General features: G+C 36.5%; 19 protein-coding genes and 1 pseudogene. 7 read left to right on the top strand and 13 right to left on the bottom strand.

Annotation, left to right across the window (positions count from 1 at the left end):
* The first annotated feature begins 31 nt into the window (after window positions 1-31).
* Entirely contained in the window at window positions 32-562 is a 531-nt protein-coding gene (locus BXY82_RS00270; protein WP_133756186.1) for a lipid-binding SYLF domain-containing protein, read from the top strand.
* Between the two features lie 104 nt (window positions 563-666).
* On the opposite strand, the gene BXY82_RS00265 is transcribed toward BXY82_RS00270, so the two are convergent.
* The 4 genes from BXY82_RS00265 to BXY82_RS00250 form a co-directional block, all read right to left on the bottom strand.
* Window positions 667-4911 carry a T9SS type B sorting domain-containing protein gene (locus BXY82_RS00265; RefSeq protein WP_133756185.1) on the bottom strand — a complete coding sequence of 1415 codons (4245 nt, stop codon included), beginning with the start codon at window positions 4909-4911 and terminating at the stop codon, window positions 667-669.
* Between the two features lie 246 nt (window positions 4912-5157).
* Window positions 5158-7611 carry a T9SS type B sorting domain-containing protein gene (locus BXY82_RS00260; RefSeq protein WP_133756184.1) on the bottom strand — a complete coding sequence of 818 codons (2454 nt, stop codon included), beginning with the start codon at window positions 7609-7611 and terminating at the stop codon, window positions 5158-5160.
* A gap of 35 nt (window positions 7612-7646) precedes the next feature.
* Window positions 7647-8471: an ABC transporter permease gene (locus tag BXY82_RS00255; RefSeq protein WP_133756183.1), complete on the bottom strand. Its 825-nt coding sequence runs from the start codon at window positions 8469-8471 to the stop codon at window positions 7647-7649.
* Window positions 8472-8489: 18 nt separating this feature from the next.
* Window positions 8490-9386: an ABC transporter ATP-binding protein gene (locus tag BXY82_RS00250; RefSeq protein WP_133756182.1), complete on the bottom strand. Its 897-nt coding sequence runs from the start codon at window positions 9384-9386 to the stop codon at window positions 8490-8492.
* Between the two features lie 98 nt (window positions 9387-9484).
* Between BXY82_RS00250 and BXY82_RS00245 the strand changes: the two genes are divergently transcribed.
* Entirely contained in the window at window positions 9485-10543 is a 1059-nt protein-coding gene (locus BXY82_RS00245; RefSeq protein WP_133756181.1) for a hypothetical protein, read from the top strand.
* A 68-nt stretch (window positions 10544-10611) separates the two neighbouring features.
* Here the strand turns inward: BXY82_RS00245 and BXY82_RS00240 are convergent, their stop codons facing one another.
* The 8 genes from BXY82_RS00240 to BXY82_RS00205 all read right to left on the bottom strand — a co-directional run bounded on the left by BXY82_RS00240 (window position 10612) and on the right by BXY82_RS00205 (window position 18773).
* Window positions 10612-11130 (bottom strand): IS1096 element passenger TnpR family protein, encoded by a 519-nt coding sequence (locus BXY82_RS00240; RefSeq protein ID WP_133756180.1) that lies wholly within the window; start codon window positions 11128-11130, stop codon window positions 10612-10614.
* A gap of 37 nt (window positions 11131-11167) precedes the next feature.
* Window positions 11168-12187: a COX15/CtaA family protein gene (locus BXY82_RS00235; protein ID WP_133756179.1), complete on the bottom strand. Its 1020-nt coding sequence runs from the start codon at window positions 12185-12187 to the stop codon at window positions 11168-11170.
* A 123-nt stretch (window positions 12188-12310) separates the two neighbouring features.
* Window positions 12311-13729, bottom strand: coding sequence for a CCA tRNA nucleotidyltransferase (locus tag BXY82_RS00230; RefSeq protein ID WP_133756178.1), 1419 nt, complete (start codon window positions 13727-13729; stop codon window positions 12311-12313).
* A 284-nt stretch (window positions 13730-14013) separates the two neighbouring features.
* Complete coding sequence (locus BXY82_RS00225) at window positions 14014-14571, bottom strand: L-threonylcarbamoyladenylate synthase (protein ID WP_133756177.1); 558 nt, start codon at window positions 14569-14571, stop codon at window positions 14014-14016.
* A gap of 130 nt (window positions 14572-14701) precedes the next feature.
* Window positions 14702-15457 carry a glycosyltransferase family 2 protein gene (locus BXY82_RS00220; protein ID WP_133756176.1) on the bottom strand — a complete coding sequence of 252 codons (756 nt, stop codon included), beginning with the start codon at window positions 15455-15457 and terminating at the stop codon, window positions 14702-14704.
* 68 nt (window positions 15458-15525) lie between these two features.
* Complete coding sequence (locus tag BXY82_RS00215; RefSeq protein WP_166643236.1) at window positions 15526-16614, bottom strand: glycosyltransferase; 1089 nt, start codon at window positions 16612-16614, stop codon at window positions 15526-15528.
* Complete coding sequence (locus tag BXY82_RS00210; RefSeq protein WP_133756174.1) at window positions 16611-17726, bottom strand: glycosyltransferase family 4 protein; 1116 nt, start codon at window positions 17724-17726, stop codon at window positions 16611-16613. Before BXY82_RS00210 ends, BXY82_RS00215 begins: the two co-directional genes overlap by 4 nt.
* The gene (locus tag BXY82_RS00205; protein WP_133756173.1) at window positions 17727-18773 is read right to left on the bottom strand and encodes a glycosyltransferase; all 1047 of its coding nucleotides are present in this window, start codon (window positions 18771-18773) and stop codon (window positions 17727-17729) included.
* Between the two features lie 109 nt (window positions 18774-18882).
* On the opposite strand from BXY82_RS00205, the gene BXY82_RS00200 reads away from it, so the two are divergent.
* Entirely contained in the window at window positions 18883-19761 is an 879-nt protein-coding gene (locus BXY82_RS00200; protein ID WP_133756172.1) for a GT-D fold domain-containing glycosyltransferase, read from the top strand.
* A gap of 139 nt (window positions 19762-19900) precedes the next feature.
* On the opposite strand, the gene BXY82_RS00195 is transcribed toward BXY82_RS00200, so the two are convergent.
* Window positions 19901-20716 carry a 2,3,4,5-tetrahydropyridine-2,6-dicarboxylate N-succinyltransferase gene (locus BXY82_RS00195; protein WP_133756171.1) on the bottom strand — a complete coding sequence of 272 codons (816 nt, stop codon included), beginning with the start codon at window positions 20714-20716 and terminating at the stop codon, window positions 19901-19903.
* Between the two features lie 248 nt (window positions 20717-20964).
* Here BXY82_RS00195 and ruvX point away from each other — a divergent pair, with 248 nt between their 5' ends.
* The 4 genes and pseudogenes from ruvX to mazG all read left to right on the top strand — a co-directional run bounded on the left by ruvX (window position 20965) and on the right by mazG (window position 23667).
* Entirely contained in the window at window positions 20965-21375 is a 411-nt protein-coding gene (ruvX, locus tag BXY82_RS00190) for a Holliday junction resolvase RuvX (RefSeq protein WP_133756170.1), read from the top strand.
* A gap of 78 nt (window positions 21376-21453) precedes the next feature.
* Window positions 21454-22044, top strand: coding sequence for a peptide deformylase (gene def / locus BXY82_RS00185; RefSeq protein ID WP_133756169.1), 591 nt, complete (start codon window positions 21454-21456; stop codon window positions 22042-22044).
* A 66-nt stretch (window positions 22045-22110) separates the two neighbouring features.
* Window positions 22111-22530, top strand: a pseudogene (locus BXY82_RS00180) (DUF5606 family protein); the annotation flags it as partial.
* Between the two features lie 360 nt (window positions 22531-22890).
* Window positions 22891-23667 carry a nucleoside triphosphate pyrophosphohydrolase gene (mazG, locus tag BXY82_RS00175; protein ID WP_133756167.1) on the top strand — a complete coding sequence of 259 codons (777 nt, stop codon included), beginning with the start codon at window positions 22891-22893 and terminating at the stop codon, window positions 23665-23667.
* Window positions 23668-23849 lie beyond the last annotated feature (182 nt).

Genomic DNA, 23849 nt, shown 5'->3' with positions numbered 1-23849 from the left:
TACCGTAACAACTCTTAATTTAATAGAACATATGAAAACGTTAAAACAATTTACATTAGTCGCCTGTATGATATTTACGTGTGGCGTCTTCGCACAAAATGAAAAAGACCAAAAAATCATGTCTGATGCTGAAAATGCCAAGATGGAACTCATTGAAGCAGACGAAACCTTATCCGATTATTTTGATAGTGCAGCGGGATATGTCATATTTCCGAATGTGGGAGAAGGCGGTTTTATTATAAGCGGTGCTTCCGGAAACGGTGTTGTTTATGAAAATGGCATAGCTATAGGCATGGCAGATCTTAAAAAAGTGGACATCGGTTTTCAGGCGGGTGGACAAGCTATTATAGAAGTGATCTTTTTCGAATCAGAAGCTGATTTGGCAGAATTTAAAGAAGGTCATTTTGAGTTTTCTGCAGAAGCATCAGCTGTGGCTGTTAAATCTGGCGTTGCAGTAACTGCTGGATACAATGATGGTGTCGTAGCATTTGCATTACCAAAAGCAGGACTTATGGCTGATGCCTCTGTAGGAGGACAGAAATTTAGCTTTAAATCCTTTTAAATACTCTTCTGTGATCTCAAAGAGATTATTTCCCATAAGAGGAAACGTCCATAATGTGATGCATTATGGACGTTTTTTATGATTTTGATAACATGGTCGGAGATTTAGCGTTTTAAAGCAAAATGACCCTTAAGTTGAAAGGCTGTATTATCCTTCTTAATGTCAGCAACAAACCAATAATCAGTAGACGGCATTTTTTGACCGTTAAAGGTGCCATCCCAGCCTTGAGATGTCGATGTTAGTTGTGCTAATTGCTTTCCGTAACGGTCAAATATATAAACAATGGTACCTGGTAATGTTTCTACGCCTGTAATATGCCAAGTATCAAAATAGCCGTCATCATTTGGGGTCATAAACTTTGGAGTGTCCAACACCAATATTGGTTTACTAACTTCAGCGCAGCCATTCAAATCTATGACCGTTATAACATTAGCGCCAATTGGTACGTGTTCAAAAACATTGGAATCTTGTGGTTTAAGGTTGTTTAATTGGTACATGTAATTACCGATACCACTGATGGTAACGGTGATATTATTAGGGTCAGAAAAATCTACATGGTCAGTAAATTCGATGGTCGCAGGTTCTGATTCAATCACGTTAAAAGTATGGGTAGTTAAACAACCAGAGGCAGTTGTTACTATAACTGAGTAAATTCCTATCTTATCAATTTTAATTTCTCTCGATTTTTGATTGCTAGACCAAAGGTAACTATCGTTAGAATTTACCATATCTGGTCCAATCATAATTGGTCCTGTATTTAAACACAATGCTGTTGTATAGCTCTGGTATTGTGGTACATTCACTTTTAATTCAATAGGAAGGGTTAAATAACAATTTGTAATGGTATTTGAAATTTTAATATATACAGTTTTTGCACCTGAGGCATATGCTGTAGGCGTTTTAATAAGTCTTAATGCATTCGCATCTTCATAATAGTTAATCATAAGATTATCCTGTCTGACATTTAGAATGTCAACTTCCGCGTCTTTTAAATTGAACACAACAAGCCCATCATCGTCTGTATCACATTTAATCAGTGGTTTGGAAGGATTGGCTTCAGGAGCCTTAATAACCCCAATATTAAAACTGGTGATTGGTTTACAAAGATTACCATTATCAATACGGGCGTAGATGAGTTGTGGATTTTGGGTGTTCCTGAAATGTCCATCAATAGGATTAATTCCTTTTTCAGCATTATCTTGACTAAGGTAAAATGTGACGTTCAAATTCTCAGGAATCCCTTTTTTTATTTCATCCCTTCTTTCATCAAGGTTGAAAACCTCAGCGCCATCGTTTGCAAGGTCGTCACATACAAACCAATCTGAAGGTGCATTATACTTAGGATTAGAGCCGACTTCAATAGTAAAGGATCCCGTGGCATAGCAGTTTACGTCTGTATGGTTTTCTACTCTTAAGTATATCTTTTGTGGATTAACAGTATTTGAAAAAATTTTATTTTTATCAATGGCGTTTATTCTATTTTCTGCATCTGATGAATTTAGGTAATAAGATGTTCGCTTTCCAGATTGCCCCTTCAAAATTTCAGCATCTTTTGTTTTAAATAAGAAGTTTCCAATGCCATCGCTGTCTTCTTCACAATATTTATAAATACTGATGCTAGGAATAATAGGTAAGGTGTTAACAATGATATTTATGGGTTCTACAGCATGACACCCTGTAGCAGTATTTTCAACGCGAGTGTATACAATTTGAGTTTTCGCATTATAATTTTTGGTATTTGAAATAGCTTCTGTCTTGCTATGCGCATTTTCTGATGTTGTGTAGAATGAAACAGACCTGTTATATAAGTCCGGAACAATTTCGCTTATCTTATCGTCCAGATTGACTCTTGAAAAACCATCTTGATCATTATCACAAATTACAATATCTGATGCCTTATTGGTAACTGGAGCTGGTAATACGGTAACCTCAAAACTATTCACACCAGAACACCCAGTGATCGTTGAAGTGGCTCTTGCATAATATACTTGCGGATTGGAAATATTGGTATGTAAATTAGGTAGGACATTAGTGTTGCTTTTTGCATCTTTTTCTGTCAAGAAATAACGTACCGTATAGCCCTCTTGCCCGTTATAAATATCATAGTCAAAAGATGATAAGTCGATAGAGGTTAGTCCATCTTGGTCAGTATCACAATAGGTGACTGATCCTATAGAATCAAATTCTACAATAGGACTTAAAACTAAATCAATTGTAGCCTCTTCCTGACATACAGTATTGTCTAAGGTGATATATAAAGTATAGGGAAACATTGGTGGCGTATAGGACAGATTTTTATTAAGTGGATTGCCAGCAATTTGATCCTCTCTGGTCTCATAAAACTTTACAGTAATATCAGGAAGCTCATTGGCAATTACCTCCTCTATATTGTATAAATCAAAAATTGGCGTTTCACCTTTTATGGTACAAACAGAAAACTTTTTAATGTTTGTCCCCGTTAATAATACATTACTATGTAGTTCAATTGGTGTAATTGAAAAACATCCTGCAGCATTGGTAACCTTTATATAGATGTACTGCATGTTAGGTAATGTGTTGCTATAATTACCTGGGTTTTGGACGGGATTTGCACCCAATACCGCCTCTTCATATGATTCGTAAAAACTGGTGGTCATGCCAACGGCACCATCAAGAACAGCGTTGATACTACTATTTAAGTCAAAAGTAGCCATTCCGTCATGATCCATATCGCAAGCATCAATATAATGACGGCCAGTGTTAATAACAGGATTGGCTAATACTTTTAAAGTGACATCAGTGGTGATCACACAGCCAGTAACAACATTGGTTACACGAGCAAAAAAATGTTCCGTTGCTGAGGTGTTGCTATATGGAGATTCCATAGCCTTATCACCAGAATCCGCGTCGGATTTGAGTTGGTGATAACTAACTATTAAATCTGTATTACCATTTGTTATGGTCGCATCGTGCTGTTTCAAATCAATTTCCGTGAGTCCGTCAGGGGTTTCATCATCACAAATAAGAAATTCTGATGTAGGTGCGATATTAGGTAATGTGTTCACAACAAGATGAAATGACGAATACGCTAAACAGCCATTTACAGTATCTTCAATTCTAACAAATACCTTCTGAGGACTAGTTGTATTATAAATGGGAGATGTAATGGCGTTTGCATAGGAAAGGGCATCTTCATTAGAATAATGGTAAGAAATTTTATAAGTCGATTTAGGTACTGCTTTTATAATCTCATCATTCTTTAAACTCAAATCAAATAGTTCAATACCATCACCTGACGCATCATCACAAACTTCAAAATCAGTAATTGGTTGGGCAGTTTGAGTGGAGCTTAATTGAATGGTGATACTATCTTCTATAGTACAAAAGGAATCTGCTAACGGAATTTCTATTTTAACGGTATAGGTGCCTGACTGGTCAACCACTAGAGTCGGTTGGGTTTGAGCTGCAATGACAGCAGTATCGAAATACCAAGAATACTTAGCTTCCGGATTTTGAATATTTCCATTTAAGGTTAGACTACTGGCACATGTAGTGATGTCCTCACCTAAATCTACTGTGGCATTAAAACTATTGCCTTCGATAAATACTGCGGAGTCATAATTATGATCTGTTTGATCAGCAATGACCATTTTTATAAGGTATTTTACGTTTGGTAAAATTGCAGCCGTAGCAGTCATGACCTTGGTTCTACCATTATAATTGGTAGCTCCTAAACTATAACCTTCAAAATATTCAGGATTGGAAGCTCCACAATAACCAACTATAGCATTATGTATGGTGTTGGTGTTTACAGGGGTATTGGTTCCAGGAATTAATGCAATATTGGTAAAGGGATCTGTGGTGCCGGCGCGTTTAATTAGAAAGGCGAAACCATCAGAATAGTTACACGGGAATTCTTGTTGATATTCTTCAGATGCTAAAATATAGTTGAATTGAATCTGGTTTGATGTTGATGCGAATTCAAATTCTATAGCTGTTGCGTTTAGAGTGTTGGTAATTCCTAATGCGGTTTCAAGATCTGCATCTGCTCCCCATTTCTTATTGCCATCGTTTAAATCATCTGAGATCACTGTGTTTCCGCCTGCTTCAGCTTTACCTGTAGTTAGAACAATACCATTCTCAAAAGGAAAGTTGGAATCGCCCCGTTCGAAATATCCAAAACTAGAGAACCCGTTTTTTGTGCCATTTATGGGCGATACAATGTTAGAAGTCTCTACACAACCTTGAATTAAATGGTTTTCTATTAGCGTTTTAGGGGTGATGGTGCCGTCTACTAGTATTTGTTGGCTGAATGCGGTGTTACACAAAAAACAAGCAAGAGCAAGGAGGGAAATTTGGAACGATTTCATTCGATTAGGTCAAGTTTAGCCAGAAGAAACTCATGTGAGGGGCAATGAGTATTCTGTTATATTTTAATTTGGGTGGAAAAGTACTTAATTATTGGATGAAATGCAAAATAATACGACAAAATGCATAAAACTTTAGTATTTTAGCCGATAGGGCTTAAGAATTGTCAGAAAAATCGCTTTTAAGTCCTTATTGTTAAGGTAGGCATCGAAGTGCTGACGCCTAATAGCTAAGTGAAATCAAGGAGTTTAACGTTTAAGCGTAAAATGGCCTTTTAGTGTTCTGCCATCTTGTATAGTTATAGAAAACCAATAATCATCAGAAGATAATGCTTCCCCAATATAAGTACCGTCCCAACCCTTGCTTAGCGGATTTAATTGTTTGAGCAACTTGCCCATTCTATTGAAAATATAAATAGTCGTCTTGGGTTGAAACCGGTCATTAACGCCGTCTACTTGCCAGTAATCATTAATACCGTCGTTATTCGGCGTAAAATATTTAGGAAACCCGATAACTGAAATTTGTTGTTCAGAAATTCCACACCCGTTGGTATCTCTAACATATACCTTGTGGAAGCCTGATGCAACATTCTCAAAGGTGGCCTCGTCCTGATATGGTCCATTGATCGAATTAAGTGCATATTCATAAGTGCCTTCGCCTGTAACTAGAACTGTTACCATATTGTTTTGGGATGCATCACTGATGTTAATGTCAGTTATAGTGGCACTATTTGATGGTGATACGTTGATGGTTCTGTCTTTATAACACCCATTGTCATTTGTTATTCTAACCGAATAACTCCCGGGAGCATTTACCAGAATTTCGGAGGTGGTTTCTCCGGTTGACCAATCGTAAGTATATGTTGAAGACGTCGGATCAATAACGTCACTGTACAAAGTGATGGGTTCCGGAAACGTATTCAGACAGTAAATAGCCTCAGCTACTAATTGGACATTGGGCATCTCAAATACGGTAAGTACTACCTCGCTGATTCCATAACAGGCATTACTGTTTTCTACCCTAGCGTAAATAGTTTGAGAATAAGGGATAGCATTTTTAAAAGAATTTGGCAGTGGATCAACTTCTAAAAGCGCATCATTATACGTCTGATAATAAAACAATTCTAATCCTGTAGGTAAACCTCTTAAAACTTGAGCATCAGCATCAGAAAGGGTAAACGTATAATGACCGTCCTCTTCTCCGTCGTCGTCACAATGGTTGAGTACAGCATCATAGGCTGAGGTGGTACTGACCTCCAAACGCAATTGTGCAAGGCTGTAACAACCCGTTACATCGTTCGTTATTTTAGCGTAAAGCAACTGCGGATTTTCAGTGTTTTTAAAAGCGTTACCATCTATTGTACTGCCTAAGCCAGAATTGGCTTCAGTGTTAGTAAAATAATAAGATACACTGCGTTCTGGTGTATTCCCCGTAAGATCTTGTTCAACTTGGGATAAGTTAAAAATCGTGCGTCCATCTTTCACTCCGTCTTCGTCACACTGCAAAATACTCGTATTAAATGCTAATGGCAATGCATTGACTATAAGATCTAAGGTCGTGATGTTTCTGCAATTTTTATTTGCGGCATCTTCAATCCTGACATAAAGTTGCTGTTGGTAAGGAACGCTGTTATAATAAGAGTTTGGATTTACGCCGGTGTCTGAACTAGTATTGGCGGAAGCCAAAGATTCATGATAGGTTATAGAAAGCGAAGAAGGGTCTTGACCTTTTAATATTTCAGGATTTTTGGAATTTAGCTTAAAAGTGGTGCGCCCATTGGTACTGTTGCCATCTAAAGCTGTATCACATTCTTGAAGTGGGCTCGGGGCTTGAAAATTAGGTCCCAAATTGGCAGTTAAGGTAAAATCTGCCAATTCAAAACACCCAGTGATGGTATTTGTGATGCGCGCAATAATTTTTTGTGGATTTGAACTGTTGGTGTAAGGACTTGTCAGTGCATTTTGGTTGATGTTAGCATCGCTTTCTGACACATGGTAAGTCACGGATACATTGTTCTGCGCCCCTTTAATCTTAGGCGTGTTTGCTTCCAAATTAAAACTGGTAAACCCATCGCCGTAAGGCAAATCGGTGTCACATTTTTCTAAATTGAGAGGCGTTACTATTGGGTTGGATGCATTGACGGGTGGCGAAGAAAACTCTGCTGTACCGGTCCACTCCAAAGTAAATCCACTATTCCCAATAGGTCTGTCAATAACAATATAATAGGTATCTCCCGCTGATACGGTCAACCATTTTACAAAACTATCGCCATCTGGGCCAGGACCTTCTGCAGTGTCAAATGAAGTTGCTCGCATCCCAGTATGGTTATTGACAAGTCCCGCAGAGGATGGGTTTGTCGTAGAGCATCTAATGGCCTGACCAATATTGTTACACGCTACATTTGGTCCAAACACAAAAAAATCATAGTCTTCTTGTATCGAACTGCTATTTGGCTTTAGTGTAAACCCTAAAGTACCATCAGTAACAAGGCTTACTTGCAACCAAATACTGTTGTTTTCTCGACTGCTGCAAGTGTTTGAATTATTGAGCTCTTGCGTGCCTATGCCGCTAACATTTAAGTTAACGGTCGAATTCCCGCATACAATCACAGCATCGATACAATCCGTTGGGTATTGCGCTTGGACACTAAGGCTAATGGCTAAAGCACAGAAAATGAGAACGAGCTTAAAAAAATGTTTCAAAAGAAATGTTTAGGATGGTAGTATGCTCAAATATATTACAAATCCCTATTCTTTAATAGTCTATACGATAAAAAGATAAAGAGTGCCGTCCAACCAATTACGATGACGAATTCATACCAATAAACACCATAATCATAAGCCATATCAATATTATCAGGATACTTGGTCATCACGACACGTTGAAACGGTTGGTTGATGAGGTTGTACATAGATTCCAACGGTAAGAAGTTCTTAATTTTCCAAGCGGTCTCTAATGTGAATGCTTTTGTGGCGGCTCCAAAAATAATCCATTCAAATATGTAGAGTATAAACAAAAATGCCAAGGCAAAGGCTGAGCGTTTAACAAGCATCCCAAAGAATAAGCACAGACTAAAAAAACCAACTAGTTTTACAAAATAGGCTAACAGAAATTCTGTTTCCCTAAAAATAATAGAAGCTTCTGTGTAGCTAGAATAGTAGAGCCCAATAAAAAATGTAGCCAGCCCTATTAAAACGGTCGCAAATAATGAAAATAAGACGATGGTGTAAAACTTGGAGAGGATAAACTCCTTCTTACTCAAACCATCAATAAGATTTTGCTTAATGGTTTTGTTGGAATATTCATTACCGATCATACTGACGACCACAATTGCAAAAAAGAGTTTAAAATAGGAAGCAAAAAAGGTGGTGATATGCCAGATGATTGGGAAATTGAAAATACCTAGTTCCCCCAATTCTAAAGTAAAAAACCCGAAAAAGTTAATTTTTATGGAAGAGAGAATCAAAACTGTAAATGGCAAAATAAATGAGATAAAGATTAAAACTTTACTTGCCCTATTTAATAATAATTTTTGAAGCTCTAAATTAATGAGTCGATACATAGTGTTGAAGTTGATTGATTAATTGTTGTCAGTTAATTTCAGGAATTGTTCTTCTAAACTTTCCTTGCGTTTAACCAGATGCGATAGGGTTATGCCCTTTTCAAACATCAATGTGTTAAAAATAGAAGCATCCATGGGTTGATTAAGAAAGGCGGTAATGAGGTCGCCCTCTACTTTAACACTTAAAAAATCAGGGTTACTTTGTAGAAATGAAATTAAAGTGTCCTGCTGAGCTGATTTTAACTCAAAAAAGCCATGGCTGGAAATCATTTCATCAACACGTCCTGAATATAATTTTTCACCCTTGCGAAGCACTACCACATGCGTGCAGACTTTTTCAACTTCGTCCAAAAGATGCGAGGCTAACAAAATAGTTGTACCCTCACTAGCAATCTGTTTGATTAAAGATCTAATTTGATGAATCCCTTGTGGGTCAAGTCCGTTGGTAGGTTCATCCAAAATTAAGATTTCGGGATCATTCAGTAGGGCAGAAGCAATAGCAAGACGCTGTTTCATTCCCAAAGAATAGTTGCTGAATTTACTGTTTTTCCTATCTAACAGCCCAACTAGGCCCAGCTTTTCATCAATCTTAGCATAATCTACCCCTTTAATTTTACAAACCAACTTCAGGTTGTCGTAAGCCGTCATATACGGATAGAAATTAGGGTTTTCTATAATGGCTCCTACTTTTTTGAGGGCGTCATGCGTCGTTGTCTGTCCTTCAAACCAGCTAAAATCACCTGAAGTTTTGTTCACCACGTTAAGGACAATGCCTAGTGTGGTCGACTTGCCGCTGCCGTTTGGTCCTAAAATGCCATACACATTGCCCTTGTTAATGGTAAATGATAAGTCTTTGACGGCAGTGAGATAGCCAAATTTTTTGGTGAGGTTGTTGATGCTGAGGATGTTTTCCAAAATATTTTTTGATTGATTAGTTACTCGTATGACGAGTGATGGTTAAATTTGTTACATCTGTAAATATAAAAACTTACATTTGAGATAACTTAATTGCTATGGAAGATCTTAAAATTTCGTTACGTAAACCGTCGTATCCCATTACGGAGAAATTGCATAATTATCTTTCTGAATACAACAGGAATATAAGATTGCCAATTTTTTATGATGACTTGTTGCGTTTTCAAGGTGCTGTGGCTTTATATGATAAAGATGATAATGACACGCTTTGGGTAAGGGTGTATTTTAACGAGTTTGAGCGACAAGAAATTGATTTAAGTTTAAAGAAGGTGTACACCATATTGCACTCTGATGGAAATGAACGTACCATCCCATTTTTAAATGTTGATGCGATTGATTATTGCACCTTTGGGAATTCGAAACCTTTCCGGATCAAAGTCAGAAACATTCTGAATGACAATTACACCTATTTCTATGTTAAGAAAGCAGATGCTTCACGAATATATGGATTGGAATTGGAGCATATGCTTTCTCCATATAATCTAAACTTTTTGGTGTATCAAGATACATTGATTGAAGAGCATATTGCCGGTGTGCCAGGAGATGAATTTATAAAAAATATGTTGCCTAAGTGTACCCCTTCTGAAAGATCACAAATTGCTAAAGAGTTTGTAAAATTCAACGAGCGTTGTATGATTAGGCTGTTGGGAGATATGCGATCGTATAACTATGTGATTGTGCCGACCCACGACTTTGACCATGTGGTGTACAAAATCAGGGCGATTGATTTTGACCAACAAAGTTATGAAGGTAAGTTTAATGTTTACCGGCCACAATTTTTTAAAGAGAATTTGGAAATGGTTAAATTGGTTCAGGAGAAATTTCAGCAAGAGTCAATTGACCAATATAAATTGGAAGAACGATCTATTGTAGCCAAACGTTTAATTAGTTATCATGAACGTATTAGGGAGCTTCTAGATTGTATGATTGATGATACATTATCTACACCTGAACACATTACGCTTTTAAAAATGAAAATCTTCGATTATACGCAAGACTTAAAATTTAAACGCAGCAAAAATATGGGGGAAATTGTTAAAAATGCGCTCGACTTTGTACAGCGCAATTATGAAAATGTGAACACGAAAATATTGTGAGTGTTTTAATAAAAGAGAAAAAAGAAAAAAGAAAAGAGAGATGAGATGATAGAAAATCGGATACTATTTTAATTCCAGTTTTCATCAAAATCTAAGTCCTCATAATCATCCACATCCAAATCATCGTCAAACTCATTATAATCATCAAATTCATTGTCAGCTTCAAACGTTTTTTGAGGTGCTTCTGTAGGAATTTGTCCGTGCACGAACATTAAATTTGGATAATCAGTGCCTTCTGCTTCATCAACTATTTCAGCTAATTCCACGAAAAAAGTCCACATGCTGAAAAAATCATACACATAAATTAGTTTGGTCTGCATTTCATGCACAACATCATTAAGAGTGGTTTCTCCCATCAGTCTCACTTCATCGTAACCTTCACTCGTGTCGAACATTGAAATTTCTTCACCTTGATTCCATTCGTCGTCACTTAAATAAAATGAAGCCATTTCAATACCATCAAACCCAAAAGCTTGAGTGATACTGTTATGCAGGTCTTCTAGCGTATCTGTTTCGCGGATTTCGATATCTCTAAAAACATCATCTTCGGTGTCGTTGTCTAGAATAATTCTGAATCTGTAAACCATGTGTAAAATTTAATTGGCAAAGTTAAAGCTTTTTCTATTATCTACTAAAGCGATGTAAGGTAAATGTCATTGCTGAGAGCAAGAAAAACGCCCCTATTTGATGTGCTACGCCAAGCCATAGTGGCACGCCGTAAATGATGGTGAGTACACCAAGTAAGAATTGGACACCAACCAAAACTAGTAAACTATTTACACCTTGGGTCTGCAACTTGGTTAACTCCATTTGTTTGGCACGATACCAGATTATAGCGACAAAAACAACCACCACATAAGCAAAAGTCCGGTGTACAAATTGAATACCACTTGGGTTTTCTATCAGGTTGAGATAGAAAGGCTCAATGGCATAAGCTGATTCGTGGATGAATTTACCTTCATTCATAAATGGCCAATGGTTGTGTAGCAACCCAGCTTTTAGACCAGCGACAAATCCACCGTAAATGATTTGCAGGATGAGGACCACATAACCCACGCCAATTAAGTTTCTAAAACTCTTGTCGATTGGTTTTTTATTCGGGTAAATCAAGTCTAATGCCACCCACAAAGTTGCCGCGAAAGTTAAAAATGCCGTTGTTAAATGTGCGGCTAGCCGATAATGACTGACGTCTGGCATGTCTACCAAACCACTTTTAACCATATACCAACCAAGAAAACCTTGGAATCCACCAAGAAAAAGTAAGACTAATGACTTCTTTATTGTTTTTGCGGTGAGTTGTTTCGTGGCAATAAAATAAATGAACGGTAGAATAAATACCAATCCAATCAAACGCCCGATGACCCGATGCAACCATTCCCAAAAATAAATGGCCTTAAAATCAGACAAGGTAAAGTGCGAATGTAGTTTTTGAAATTCGGGATACTGTTGGTAAACGGCGAAAGCTTCCTGCCATTCGGCATCATTTAAAGGAGGAATGGTGCCTGTGATAAGTTTATATTCTGACATGGATAAGCCAGAATCTGTAAGTCTAGTTATGCCACCCACGACCACCATTACAAAAAGTAATGCACAACCTGTAAGAAGCCAATATATGACCTTCTTGTTGTCCTTTTGTTTTGCCATTATTACATGCATTTGAAATTGAAATTGAAGTTGAACTTGAACTTCAATTTATATTAATTTATTACTCCCACATCTAAAACCTCACACCTCACACCTCACACCTCAAGCCTCACACCTCAAGCCTCACACCTCATTCTTCTTCAATCCTAAACGTTTACCTTCCACAAGCATTAAGGCATAAGCCGCTTCATGCTCGTTTGGAATTTTGCCTTCTAAAATGGCCTCTTTGATGGCCTCTTTAATTATTCCAATTTCTCGAGAGGGTTTAAGTCCAAAAGCTTCCATAATTTCTTCTCCTGATACTGGGGGTTGGAAATTACGAATATGATCGCGCTCTTCAACTTCTACAATTTTATCTCTTACAAGTTTAAAATTGTTGTGGTATTTTTTAAACTTCTTAGGATTTTTTGTGGTGATATCGGCTTCACACAACACCATTAAATCATCTACATGATCTCCTGCATCAAACACTAAACGTCTCACGGCCGAATCCGTTACATCTTGTGCCAAGGCGATAGGCCTAGAGCTCATAAAGACCATTTTTTGGACAAACTTCATCTTGTCATTTAAAGGTAATTTCAACCGCTTAAATAAGCGATACGTCATTTTTGAACCGGCCAATTCGTGTCCGTGGAAGGTCCAACCTACTTTTTTGCTAAATTTTTTGGTAGGCGCCTTTCCAATATCATGTAAAAGTGCAGCCCAACGTAGCCAAAGATCATCAGTGTTTTTAGCAATATTATCTACCACTTCTAAGGTGTGATAAAAATTATCTTTATGGCGTTGTCCTTCTTTCTCGTCAATGCCCTTTAATGCAGTCAATTCAGGAAGAATATACTCCAGTAACCCCGTCTCTTCTAACAATAAAAACCCTATAGAAGGGACATCACTTTCAAGAATTTTATTAAGTTCAACAACAATGCGCTCTTTGGTAATGATCTTGATCCGATCTTTATTTTTAGAAATTGCTTCCAATGATGCACTTTCAATTGTAAATTTGAGTTGACTTGCAAAACGAATGGCACGCATCATTCGGAGTGGGTCATCACTATAGGTGATATCAGGATCTAGTGGCGTGCGGATAATTTTTGCCTCCAAATCTTTTAAACCGTCAAAAGGATCTAGTAAGGTTCCAAAATTAGCTTCACCTAAACCCAATGCCATAGCATTGATCGTAAAATCACGTCTGTTCTGATCATCCTCTAATGTTCCGTTTTCAACTATGGGGTTTCTGCTTTCTTCGGTGTAGGATTCTTTACGGGCACCTACAAATTCAATCTCTATGTCTTCATATTTTAACATAGCAGTGCCATAGGTTTTGAAGACTTGAACCTTAGGGCGGTTAGGAATGTTTTTGGCGACTTGTTTGGCTAGGGCAATTCCGCTGCCAACAGCTACAATGTCAATGTCTTTATGTTGCCCGCGTTCTAAAATATAATCGCGCACAAAGCCTCCAATAACATAGGCATCAATGCCTAGTTCAGCTGCCGATTGAGAGATGATTTTAAAAATAGGATGCGTTAATGCTAAGTGTAAGTTCATTATTATTTTGCCACGAATTCACTAATGATTTTATTTATAATCTGTGGATTAAACAAAGTGATAGCGTGAATATTTTATTTATGTGATGGTCTCATACAATTTACAAGACAATTCTATTTTATGATCTTATAAGTATTTATGACAATTTGCCAAAATGGCTCATTGACAATTCGTAACTTTTAATTATGCATAGCGTTGCGATGTGTGAGCATCGTTCAAATATGAAATAGATTTAAATTCTAAAACAGTCTTATCAAAAAAACGAAATCAGCGTAAAATCTTCGTTAGCGAATAATTTTCACTTTCCCATTAGCGCTTAACTTAATAATTGAAGAGGGTTTTGTACAAATTTTTTCGCGATGCAAATTTACGACATAGTCCACACCTTTTAAAATTTGGGGCGCTATATCTTTAAATGATTTTGGGGTTGGCTGACTGCTAATATTTGCAGAGGTTGAAACGATGGGTTTGCCAAAGCGTCTGATTAGCTGAAAGCAAAAATCATCGTTAGGTATTCTAATGGCTATGGAGTGGTCTTCAGCTATCAAATTAGGAGCTAAATTTTGAGCGTCGTCATAAATGATGGTGATAGGGTCGTCTGAAACGTCAAAAAGATCATAAGCTACTTTTGGAATTTCCTTGACATAACGTCCCAACATTCTGTCGTCAGCCACTAAACAAATGAGTGCTTTATTGTCTTGGCGTTCTTTTAAATGGAACACTTTTTTTACAGCCTCCGGATTGGTGGCATCGCAACCTATTCCCCATACGGTGTCCGTAGGATAGAGTAGGAGACCGCCATCTCTTAAAATCTGAACGGCATTTGATATTTCTTTATGCATAGCTTTAAAATTGAAATTGATATTGAAATTGAAGTTGAAAGTGAAAACGAAACTATTCAACTTAAACTTCTTATATATTTTATTAGTTTGAACTGCCCGGAACCTAATCCTAATATTCACATCGCAGAAGTCAATTTCTGTTTTTCCTCAATAACCATAGTTTTACATAGCGCATAAAGACAACGTAACTTTGCATGTAGCCAATGGTCAAGCCCACAACGCCATCTCTAAAACCGCTTTGGAGAAGGTAATGTTTTATAAACCCCCAAAATGGTTTTAGTACAAAATGATAAGGCGTTAGACTTCCAGTTTTTTTATCATAATCTCTAGCTTGCCAAGTTGCATACCTATTCATTTTGGCAATATAGTTATCCAGTGTGGTATAACTGTGATGAATGAGTTTATGTTGCAATACTCCGACGGCACCGTGTGCAATAATTTCAGCATGCACTTGTTTGTCTTCATAGCGACAAAAATCCTTCTTAAAAAGTCTGATGACCTTGTCATTACGCCAACCACTATAGTTAACTTGTTCACCCATAAACATGTTTGTTCTTCCTATCCAGTATGCCACAAAATGTGGATCTGGTTGTTGTAGAATCTTAAGGATCTCATTTTTTAATTCAGGGGTGACTCGTTCATCAGCATCTATCAATAATATCCACTCATATTGCGCTTGTGGAATGGCCCAATTTTTTTGTGAGGCCGAATATTGATAGTCTCTTCTAATCACCTTTGTGGCTAACTGCTGTGCCTTTTCATAAGTGCCATCAGTGCTATAGCTATCCACAACTAGTATCTCATCTGCAAAATCAACAGAGGCAATTACCGCTTCAATATTATGAATCTCATTACCTGCGGGAATAATAGCAGTGAGTTTAATCATGGCAAAATTCAAGTTTATATGGCATTATTGGAATACAAAAATAGCGTTTTTGTAAGGTACAGTCAACCTTAAACATCTGATAAGTATTTAGCAATATCACTTTGAATTTTAGTGCTATCAAAAGTGTTGGTTGCAAAGTTAAAACCCTTTAACCCCATTTCCTTTCTCAATTCAGGATTGTGGTATAGCACTTCAATTTTGTCAGCGAATAATTGAACATCGTTAAGGGGTGTGAGAAATCCCGTTTCATTGGCGACGACTACTTCAGGTATACTGGCAACATCAAAAGCCACAATTGGTTTTTTAGATAATGCTGCTTCGGCAAGCACATAACCAAAACCTTCCCACAGAGAAGGAAGTAAAAAAACATCGCAACTCAACATGAGATTTTGGGGTGAATTGATAAATCCGGGAAAGATGATGACATCTGAGACTTTAAGCGTTTGTGCTAGTTCTTCAAGTTCAGTCTTTAAACTGCCATCGCCTCCAATAATAAGCTTGAAATTAAGCCGTCTTAGCTTTAGTTCTTGAGCAACCTTTATCAAAAATTTTTGATTTTTTTCAAACTCCATGCGTCCTAGAGTTGCGAGGACCAGTTCGTCTTGTTGTTTCAAATAAAGCGGGTTGCCTTCAGTTTTGGTAAACGTCTTTATATCTATACCATTATAAATGACCTTAATCTTTTCTTCAGGAAATAGGTTCGGATTCTTCTCAAGCACAGTGTCTTTAGTAGCTATTGAATTTGCTAAAATATCGGTAACTACAGATTTAAAGTAGTAGCGATTCATAACTGAATTCTTGATGGGAATGGCGCTACCCCGTCTGTAAATAATGCGTCTGACGCCTGCTAATTTAGCCGCCATCCCTGCTACTTTTAAGTCTCTAGACAAATTCATGATAATGACGTCCACTTGGTGTTTCATCAGAATCCGTTTTACTTTTAAAATACTGAACGGATTCAAAAAACTCAAATTTGTAATCTTTATGAGTTCATACCTTATGCTTGTGTTTTGCAAGCGCTTATGAAGTTCACTGTCTTTATTACAAATAAATAGCACGTCATGACCCTGCTTTTGCATATACAAACTCGTTTCTAAGTGCCACTTTTCGCCACCACCCCATTGATCAGTGCTATTGAAATAGCAAATCGTTTTCATGAGCATACGCTTTTATAAGTTTCGAAAAGTTTCCGGGCAATTACGTCGTCATTAAATTGTTGTGCGTACGCAAATCCTTGTGTGGCCATATGCTCTTGTAATTCTTTATTTTCAGAAATGGTATGGATGGCGTCTTCAATAGATTTAAAATCTTCTGGATTGATGTACATAGAATCAGGTCCACCGGCCTCACTAAAACAACTTTCTTGAGAAGTGATGACAGGGGTTTTAGAAAATAATGCTTCAATTATAGGGATACCAAAACCCTCAAAAATACTTGGATAGACAAAAATTGTGGCCATTTGGTAGATTTGTGCTAATTCCACTGTGTTGACATTCTTTAAAAAATGAACCCGATGGTCCATACCGTTTGCATTAATGTATTTTTTAACCTCTTGGGCATAAGTACTCTTGTCATTTCCAACGACAACCAATTCCATAGTTGAGTTTTCAATGGCTTTAACTAAATTGAGCAAGTTTTTACGTTTTTCAATTGTACCTACGTTCAAGATAAATTGTTTTGGCAGCCTGAATTTCTTAGTAGTCTGTTTAAATTCTTCTTGAGTGTATCTAGCTTTATAAGCAGCATTACAACCTTGGTAAATCACCTTAATGCGTTTAGGATCTATATGTAAGAATTTTACAATGTCCTTTTTAGTTTGTTCTGAGATGGCAATGATGAGATCAGAATGGTCCGCAGCATACTGAAATTTATTAAAGTATATTTTTCTATCAATAGGTTTGTAAAGTTCAGGAAAATGGACAAAAATTAAATCGTGTATGGTAACGATGGCCTTAATGTTGGTGTATTGAATTCCTCTCGGGATTTCGCCAGTTAACCCATGGTAGAGCTGTATTTGATCTTTTTCTAACTGCTGTAAAATGCCTTTTTGTCTCCAGAATGAGGACAGAAATCGCCAAAAAACAGAGTTTGGCAATATTTCTCTAGAATTAGTATCTAGTCTAAATGGAATTTTTCCAGGTTTCGGATTGTAGAGGAGGTATTGATGGTCAGGATAATATTGAGATACCATGCGGATCAAATCCCGGCTGTAGTTACCTAGTCCGGAGTTGTTGTGAAATGCACGCTTAGCATCAAAACCTATCTTCATTTAGCTATTTATAAAGTTGATATATTTTTTTTGTTGATGGTTATATGACCATTTTACATCTTGATATAATGTATTCATGTCAAAACTTTTATTCGCAATGGAGGTTAAAGTAGTTTCAAAATTGTGCTCATTATAACAAATGCCATTTTTTCTTAAATCAGGAATTTCCTTATAAAATTCATGGAATAATAGTGGTTTCTTAAACCCGAATGCCAAATTAAAAGCCCCTGTAATTTTTGAATCTATATAATCTTTATCGTGTTTTTGAAGCAACGGCATGATAAAATCAGACTGTTGAATATAATTGTAAAACACATTATTTGGTACGAACTGATCAAAAATAATAAAAGCATCTGACAACTGATGATTTTCTAGTTGTTGTTTAAGTTGTAAACCATCGTGATTGTTGATGTTTCCAAGTATAATAAACTTGAGATGTGTAGGGAGTTTAAATTTTGAGAGTTGCCCTAACAGAAATTGGTAGTCCTTCCGATCATAAAATACACGTCCGGGTATACAAATCCAGATCTCGTTTTCTTTTTTGTTTAAGGGCAATCTTTCTACAGATGGAAAGAAAATTGGATAAAAACTTTCTAATCTTACACCCGTGTCCTTAACTTGAATGTTGTTCTTTAGGGAATCACTCAGCGCGAAATATTTTTTAATTTTGGCACTGATGATTTTTTGAGTGAAACTTTTATTCAATTTTCTAACATGATGAATAATACCAATACATTCCGTTTGATAAGCATTTAGGAGAAAAACGATATTTCTTAAGCTTTTGGATGATGACGCCGTGTTAAAAATGACCTTGTCAAAATTTTTCAGATATTTGGTCAATTTTATCTGTAGCGGAATTCGCTTTAGTTTTGAAAGCGCATCAAAATTGTAATAATACACATGTGTTACAAGTTCTCGATAACCTTCTATATTAATTTTGGGGTGGATGATTAAGAAAACATCATAACCGGCATCTACAAGAAATTTTACTTGAGAATACAGACACTCCTCATGAGACTCGGATAATTCCACTAAAGCAATCTTCATGTTGCAAATATCTTCTAAATATTCATTACAAAATAACTAAAAAAGAATTTATAAATTTTTTTCCATTCCTTTGTCGACCAGAATACGCCGTAATACCCAAACTCATATAATGAAAACCTTAAAATATTATTATCATCAGCTTTTTAAAACGGATACGGTCTTAGAGGACGCCCCGATTAAAACTAAGACAATTCAAGATTCCTTTGATTATTTGGAGCAGCGTATGCATCAAAAAGAAAGGTTGTTTTTTGTGAGATTTGGTGATGGTGAATTTATAACCTTATTAAAAAAAGACCATAGGAATTATATCTATAATGAAGCATTGGCCAAAGAAATTGAAGGTTCTTTTCGAATTAAGGATGACAATTACCTTATTTCCTGTCCTATAAATTATCCTTATGATGAGTTTCATGCCAAGGGTATATACAAGCAGTTTTCATGGCAAAGTGAAATGATAGAAGTCATGGATACTATGGATATTAAGACAAACGTGCTTTATGAAAATCCGTGTATCTTTCAATGTATGGCGGTCTTTAAACCCCAATCTCTACGTCGGTTTCTGAATGACCATGTGCGCTCTAAATCGAAAATGTTTATAGGTTCTACATCTAAAGAGGTAGCTGAAAAATTGTATGGCCCAATTGATTATTACGTTAAAATTCCAGTAAAAAATGCCTATGAAACTATAGAGGAATGGTGGCCAGAGATAGAAAAAAATGCAGATAAAGTGGAGTTGATTATTCCTTCGGCAGGTAGTACGTCCAATGCCATAGCATTGCGTTTATGGCACATGGATATTGATGCAAAACTGATTGATTTTGGATCTATAGTAGATGCAGTAGATAGAAAGGTTTCCAGAACTTGGATTCGTTTAAAAGGGCATACCGCTTTAAAAATATTAAATGACTCTCCAGCGTTTACACTAAAGGAAAAACTCAACAACTTTGGAAAAGATGTCAAGTTTTTCTTTAGAAATCAGTTTATATAGTATACCGTACTTAGTACATAGAATTATGAGGTTTATAAAGAAACTTAGAATCTGGGTTAATTATAAAAATTTGAATTTCTCAATTAAGCAAGTCCTCATCTTTATAAACATAGTAAAGTATTCTAGAAACTATTATAATTTAAACCGCCACGTTGTATTCGCGTAACGCATCATTTAATGAGGTCTTTTTATTAGTGCTCTCCTTACGTTTTCCAATGATTAAGGCACAGGGTACATTATAAGTGCCCGCAGGAAATTCTTTAGCATAACTTCCAGGGATTACTACAGAACGTGCTGGGACGACACCTTTCATTTCAACAGGTTCATCGCCCGTCACATCTATAATTTTTGTGGAGGCTGTCAAACAGACATTCGCGCCTAAAACAGCTTCTTTTTCAACTCTAACTCCTTCAACAACAATACACCTGCTGCCTATAAAAGCATTGTCTTCAATGATCACTGGTGCAGCCTGTAAAGGTTCTAAAACCCCTCCAATACCAACACCTCCAGACAAATGCACATTTTTACCAATCTGAGCACAACTTCCCACTGTTGCCCATGTATCAACCATGGTTCCTTCATCTACATAGGCGCCGATATTCACATAACTTGGCATTAAAATCGTCCCTTTACTGATATAAGCACCATGACGCGCCACAGCATGAGGCACCACACGAATTCCTTTTTCGGCGTAACCACGTTTTAAAGGAATTTTATCGTGATATTCAAAAATACCAACTTCAAAAGTTTCCATTTTCTGAATTGGGAAATAGAGCACTACAGCTTTCTTGACCCATTCGTTTACTTGCCAACCATCAATTGTGGGCTCAGCCACTCTTAAGGTGCCGTTATCTAATAATTCAATAACGCTTCTTATGCTGTCTACTGTAACTTTATCAGAAAGTAAGTCCCGATTTTCCCAGGCATTCTCAATATTTTGTTGGAGTTGTTTCATGTCTTAATTTAGTTTTCACAAAGATAAACCTATAAATCATTTTATGAAAGCGCTCTAAACATCTCTGAGATGTTGCTTATATATTTGGGATGATGATCTCAAATTTTCAGAAATGTATTAGTATAATTGAGTGAGGTCTTATTAAAACTATTAATTTAGAAGCAAACCTTTTATTCCGTAATTTAATAACAGTAACTTTGTGGAATAACATCTAAAACAGGGTAGGTTTCTCCTGCAACAACACAATTATGGCAAGGATTTTAGCAATAGATTACGGCACGAAGCGCACGGGCATTGCGGTTACTGATGAACTTCAAATTATAGCTTCAGGCTTGACTACGGTGGCCACAAAAGAGTTGTTACCGTTTTTAAAGGATTATATTGCAAAAGAAAATGTAGAACTGTTCTTAGTAGGAGAGCCGAAACAAATGAATAATGAAGTGTCTGAAAGCGAAGAATCCATTCAGTCATTTTTAGCTAAACTTGAAAAAGCTATTCCAGCAATGCCAGTTAAACGTGTTGATGAGCGGTTTACTTCAAAAATGGCATTCCAAACCATGATTGATAGCGGACTCAAAAAAGGACAGCGCAAAAACAAAGCCTTGGTAGACGAAATAAGCGCTACCATTATCCTTCAAAGTTATTTGTACAATCAATAGATACGGATTAACAAATTTTACAGAGGTTATTAAAATCTTAATAAGTATTGTATTTTTGCACTCTAAATTTAAAGATCGATGATTTTACCTATTATAGCCTATGGCGATCCTGTTCTCAGAAAGGAAGGCGAAACTATTTCAGCCGAATACCCAAATTTAAAGGTACTCATTGCCAATATGTATGAAACCATGTATGAGGCTTATGGTGTAGGTTTAGCTGCGCCACAGATAGGTTTGGCTATTCGATTATTTGTAGTTGATACCACGCCTTTTGCTGAGGATGAGGATTTAAATGCCGAAGAGAAATCTCAGTTAAAAGGCTTTAAGCGCACTTTTATAAACGCAGAAATTCTTGAAGAGACTGGTGATGAATGGGCTTTTAATGAAGGTTGTTTGAGTATTCCTGAAGTTAGGGAAGATGTGTTTAGAAAGCCTAAGATTAAAATTCAATATCAAGATGAAGATTTTAACACGCAGGTAGAGGAATTTGAAGGTCTAATAGCAAGAGTAATTCAACATGAGTACGATCATATTGATGGCATCTTATTTACTGATAAGTTATCAACCTTAAAGAAGCGTTTGATCAAAAGTAGATTGGCTAATATTTCAAAAGGAAACATCAGCGTCGATTATAAGATGCGCTTTCCTGCGATGAAAAAGAAACGTTAATTTTTTACAATCCTAAAGGCAAAGGTATATATTTGTCTCCGTCAAAATAAAAAGCATATAAAGAATATGAGTTTAGATAAGATTTTATCCATTTCTGGAAAACCTGGGTTATATAAAATTGTAACCCAAACACGTAGTGGTTTTGTCGCAGAATCGTTACTTGATAAGAAGCGTATTACTGTAAATATACATAGCAACGTTAGTGTTTTAAGTGAAATTGCTATGTACACACTCACTGAAGAGGTGCCTTTACGTGAAGTATTTAAAAAGGTTCGTGAAAAGGAAGATGGTAAGCCAACATCTATTAGCCATAAAGATTCTAAAGACAAACTTGAAGAATATTTCTTTGATGTTTTGCCTGATTATGATGAAGATCGTGTGTACCCAAGTGATATTAAGAAAGTTATCCAGTGGTATAATATTTTACAAACTAATGATTTGTTGTCTGCACTAGATCAGGAAGAAGAGAGTAAATCTGCTGCTAAAGTTGAAGAAGCGCAGTCTAAAACTACCGCGAAACCTAATGCATCGGCAAAAAACGCAGGATCAAAAGCCTCGGCTACTAAAAAAGGCGGATCTACTAAGAATACAAGCGCTAGAAAAACGTAATTAGAATAGAAAAACGTAATTAGAATAAAGATATCAGAATCAAGATTTAAAATTGATTCTCTTTTATTTAAAACCCACGATTTCATTTGAAAATTGTGGGTTTTTATATTTTGTAAAAAACTTTTAAGCAAATCTTGATTCTAGATTCTTAAAGCGAAGTGGTTTGACTCTTATTCTAATAATTAATTCGCAAGCAGTATCGATTTTCGTAATTTTGAAATCTTTAAAACTCCCTTTATGAAACGCAGACAAGAACAATTACAAGCTTTCGATCGACTTTTGACAATTATGGACGAATTGCGTGAACAATGTCCGTGGGATAAGAAGCAAACCATGGAATCGCTTAGACATCTAACCATAGAAGAGGTTTATGAACTAGGGGACGCCATTTTAGATAAGGATCTTGATGAGGTTAAAAAGGAATTGGGTGATGTATTACTGCATATTGTCTTTTACGCTCGCATAGGGAGCGAGTCGAACCATTTTGATATTGCTGATGTCTGCCATAGTATATGCGATAAACTGGTAGAACGACACCCACACATTTATGCAGATGTAAAAGTTGAGAATGAAGATGACGTGAAACGCAATTGGGAGCAAATTAAGTTAAAGGAGAAGGGCACTTCTAGTGTGCTGCAAGGTGTACCCAAAAGTTTGCCTGCCATGGTTAAAGCTAACCGCATTCAGGATAAGGTGGCTGGTGTGGGTTTTGATTGGGAACATCCAGAGCAGGTTTATGAAAAAGTAGAAGAGGAGTTGGCCGAATTAAAAGTGGAAGTGGACAAGGGCGATGTGGACAAAATGGAAAGCGAATTGGGCGATGTGCTATTTTCTATTATTAATTACGCGCGGTTTTTGAAAATAAATCCAGAAAATGCATTAGAACGTACCAATAAAAAATTCATTCAGAGATTTCAATATTTGGAGGCTAAGTCTCAGGAAATCAATGTTCCCTTATCTGAAATGACTTTGGATGAAATGGACGTATTTTGGGAAGAAGCAAAAAAAGTTTAAAATTTTATATATCTGCGTAATCCAATAATACATTAAGCACGTATATATGGTATATCGAAACTTAACTTAGTTTCATATATCATAAGTAGGTAGTCTTAGTTATATTTTAAGCGGTATTAATTAAGATTAAAAATTTAGTTTAGTTAGGGGTCAAAATCCTATCTGTTTTCACAGATAGGATT

Origin of the sequence: Gelidibacter sediminis (assembly GCF_004364975.1) — a bacterium.
GTDB lineage: Bacteria > Bacteroidota > Bacteroidia > Flavobacteriales > Flavobacteriaceae > Gelidibacter > Gelidibacter sediminis.
The sequence above is the reverse complement of the archived record's forward strand: the minus strand, read 5'-3'. Positions and strand labels throughout refer to the sequence as shown.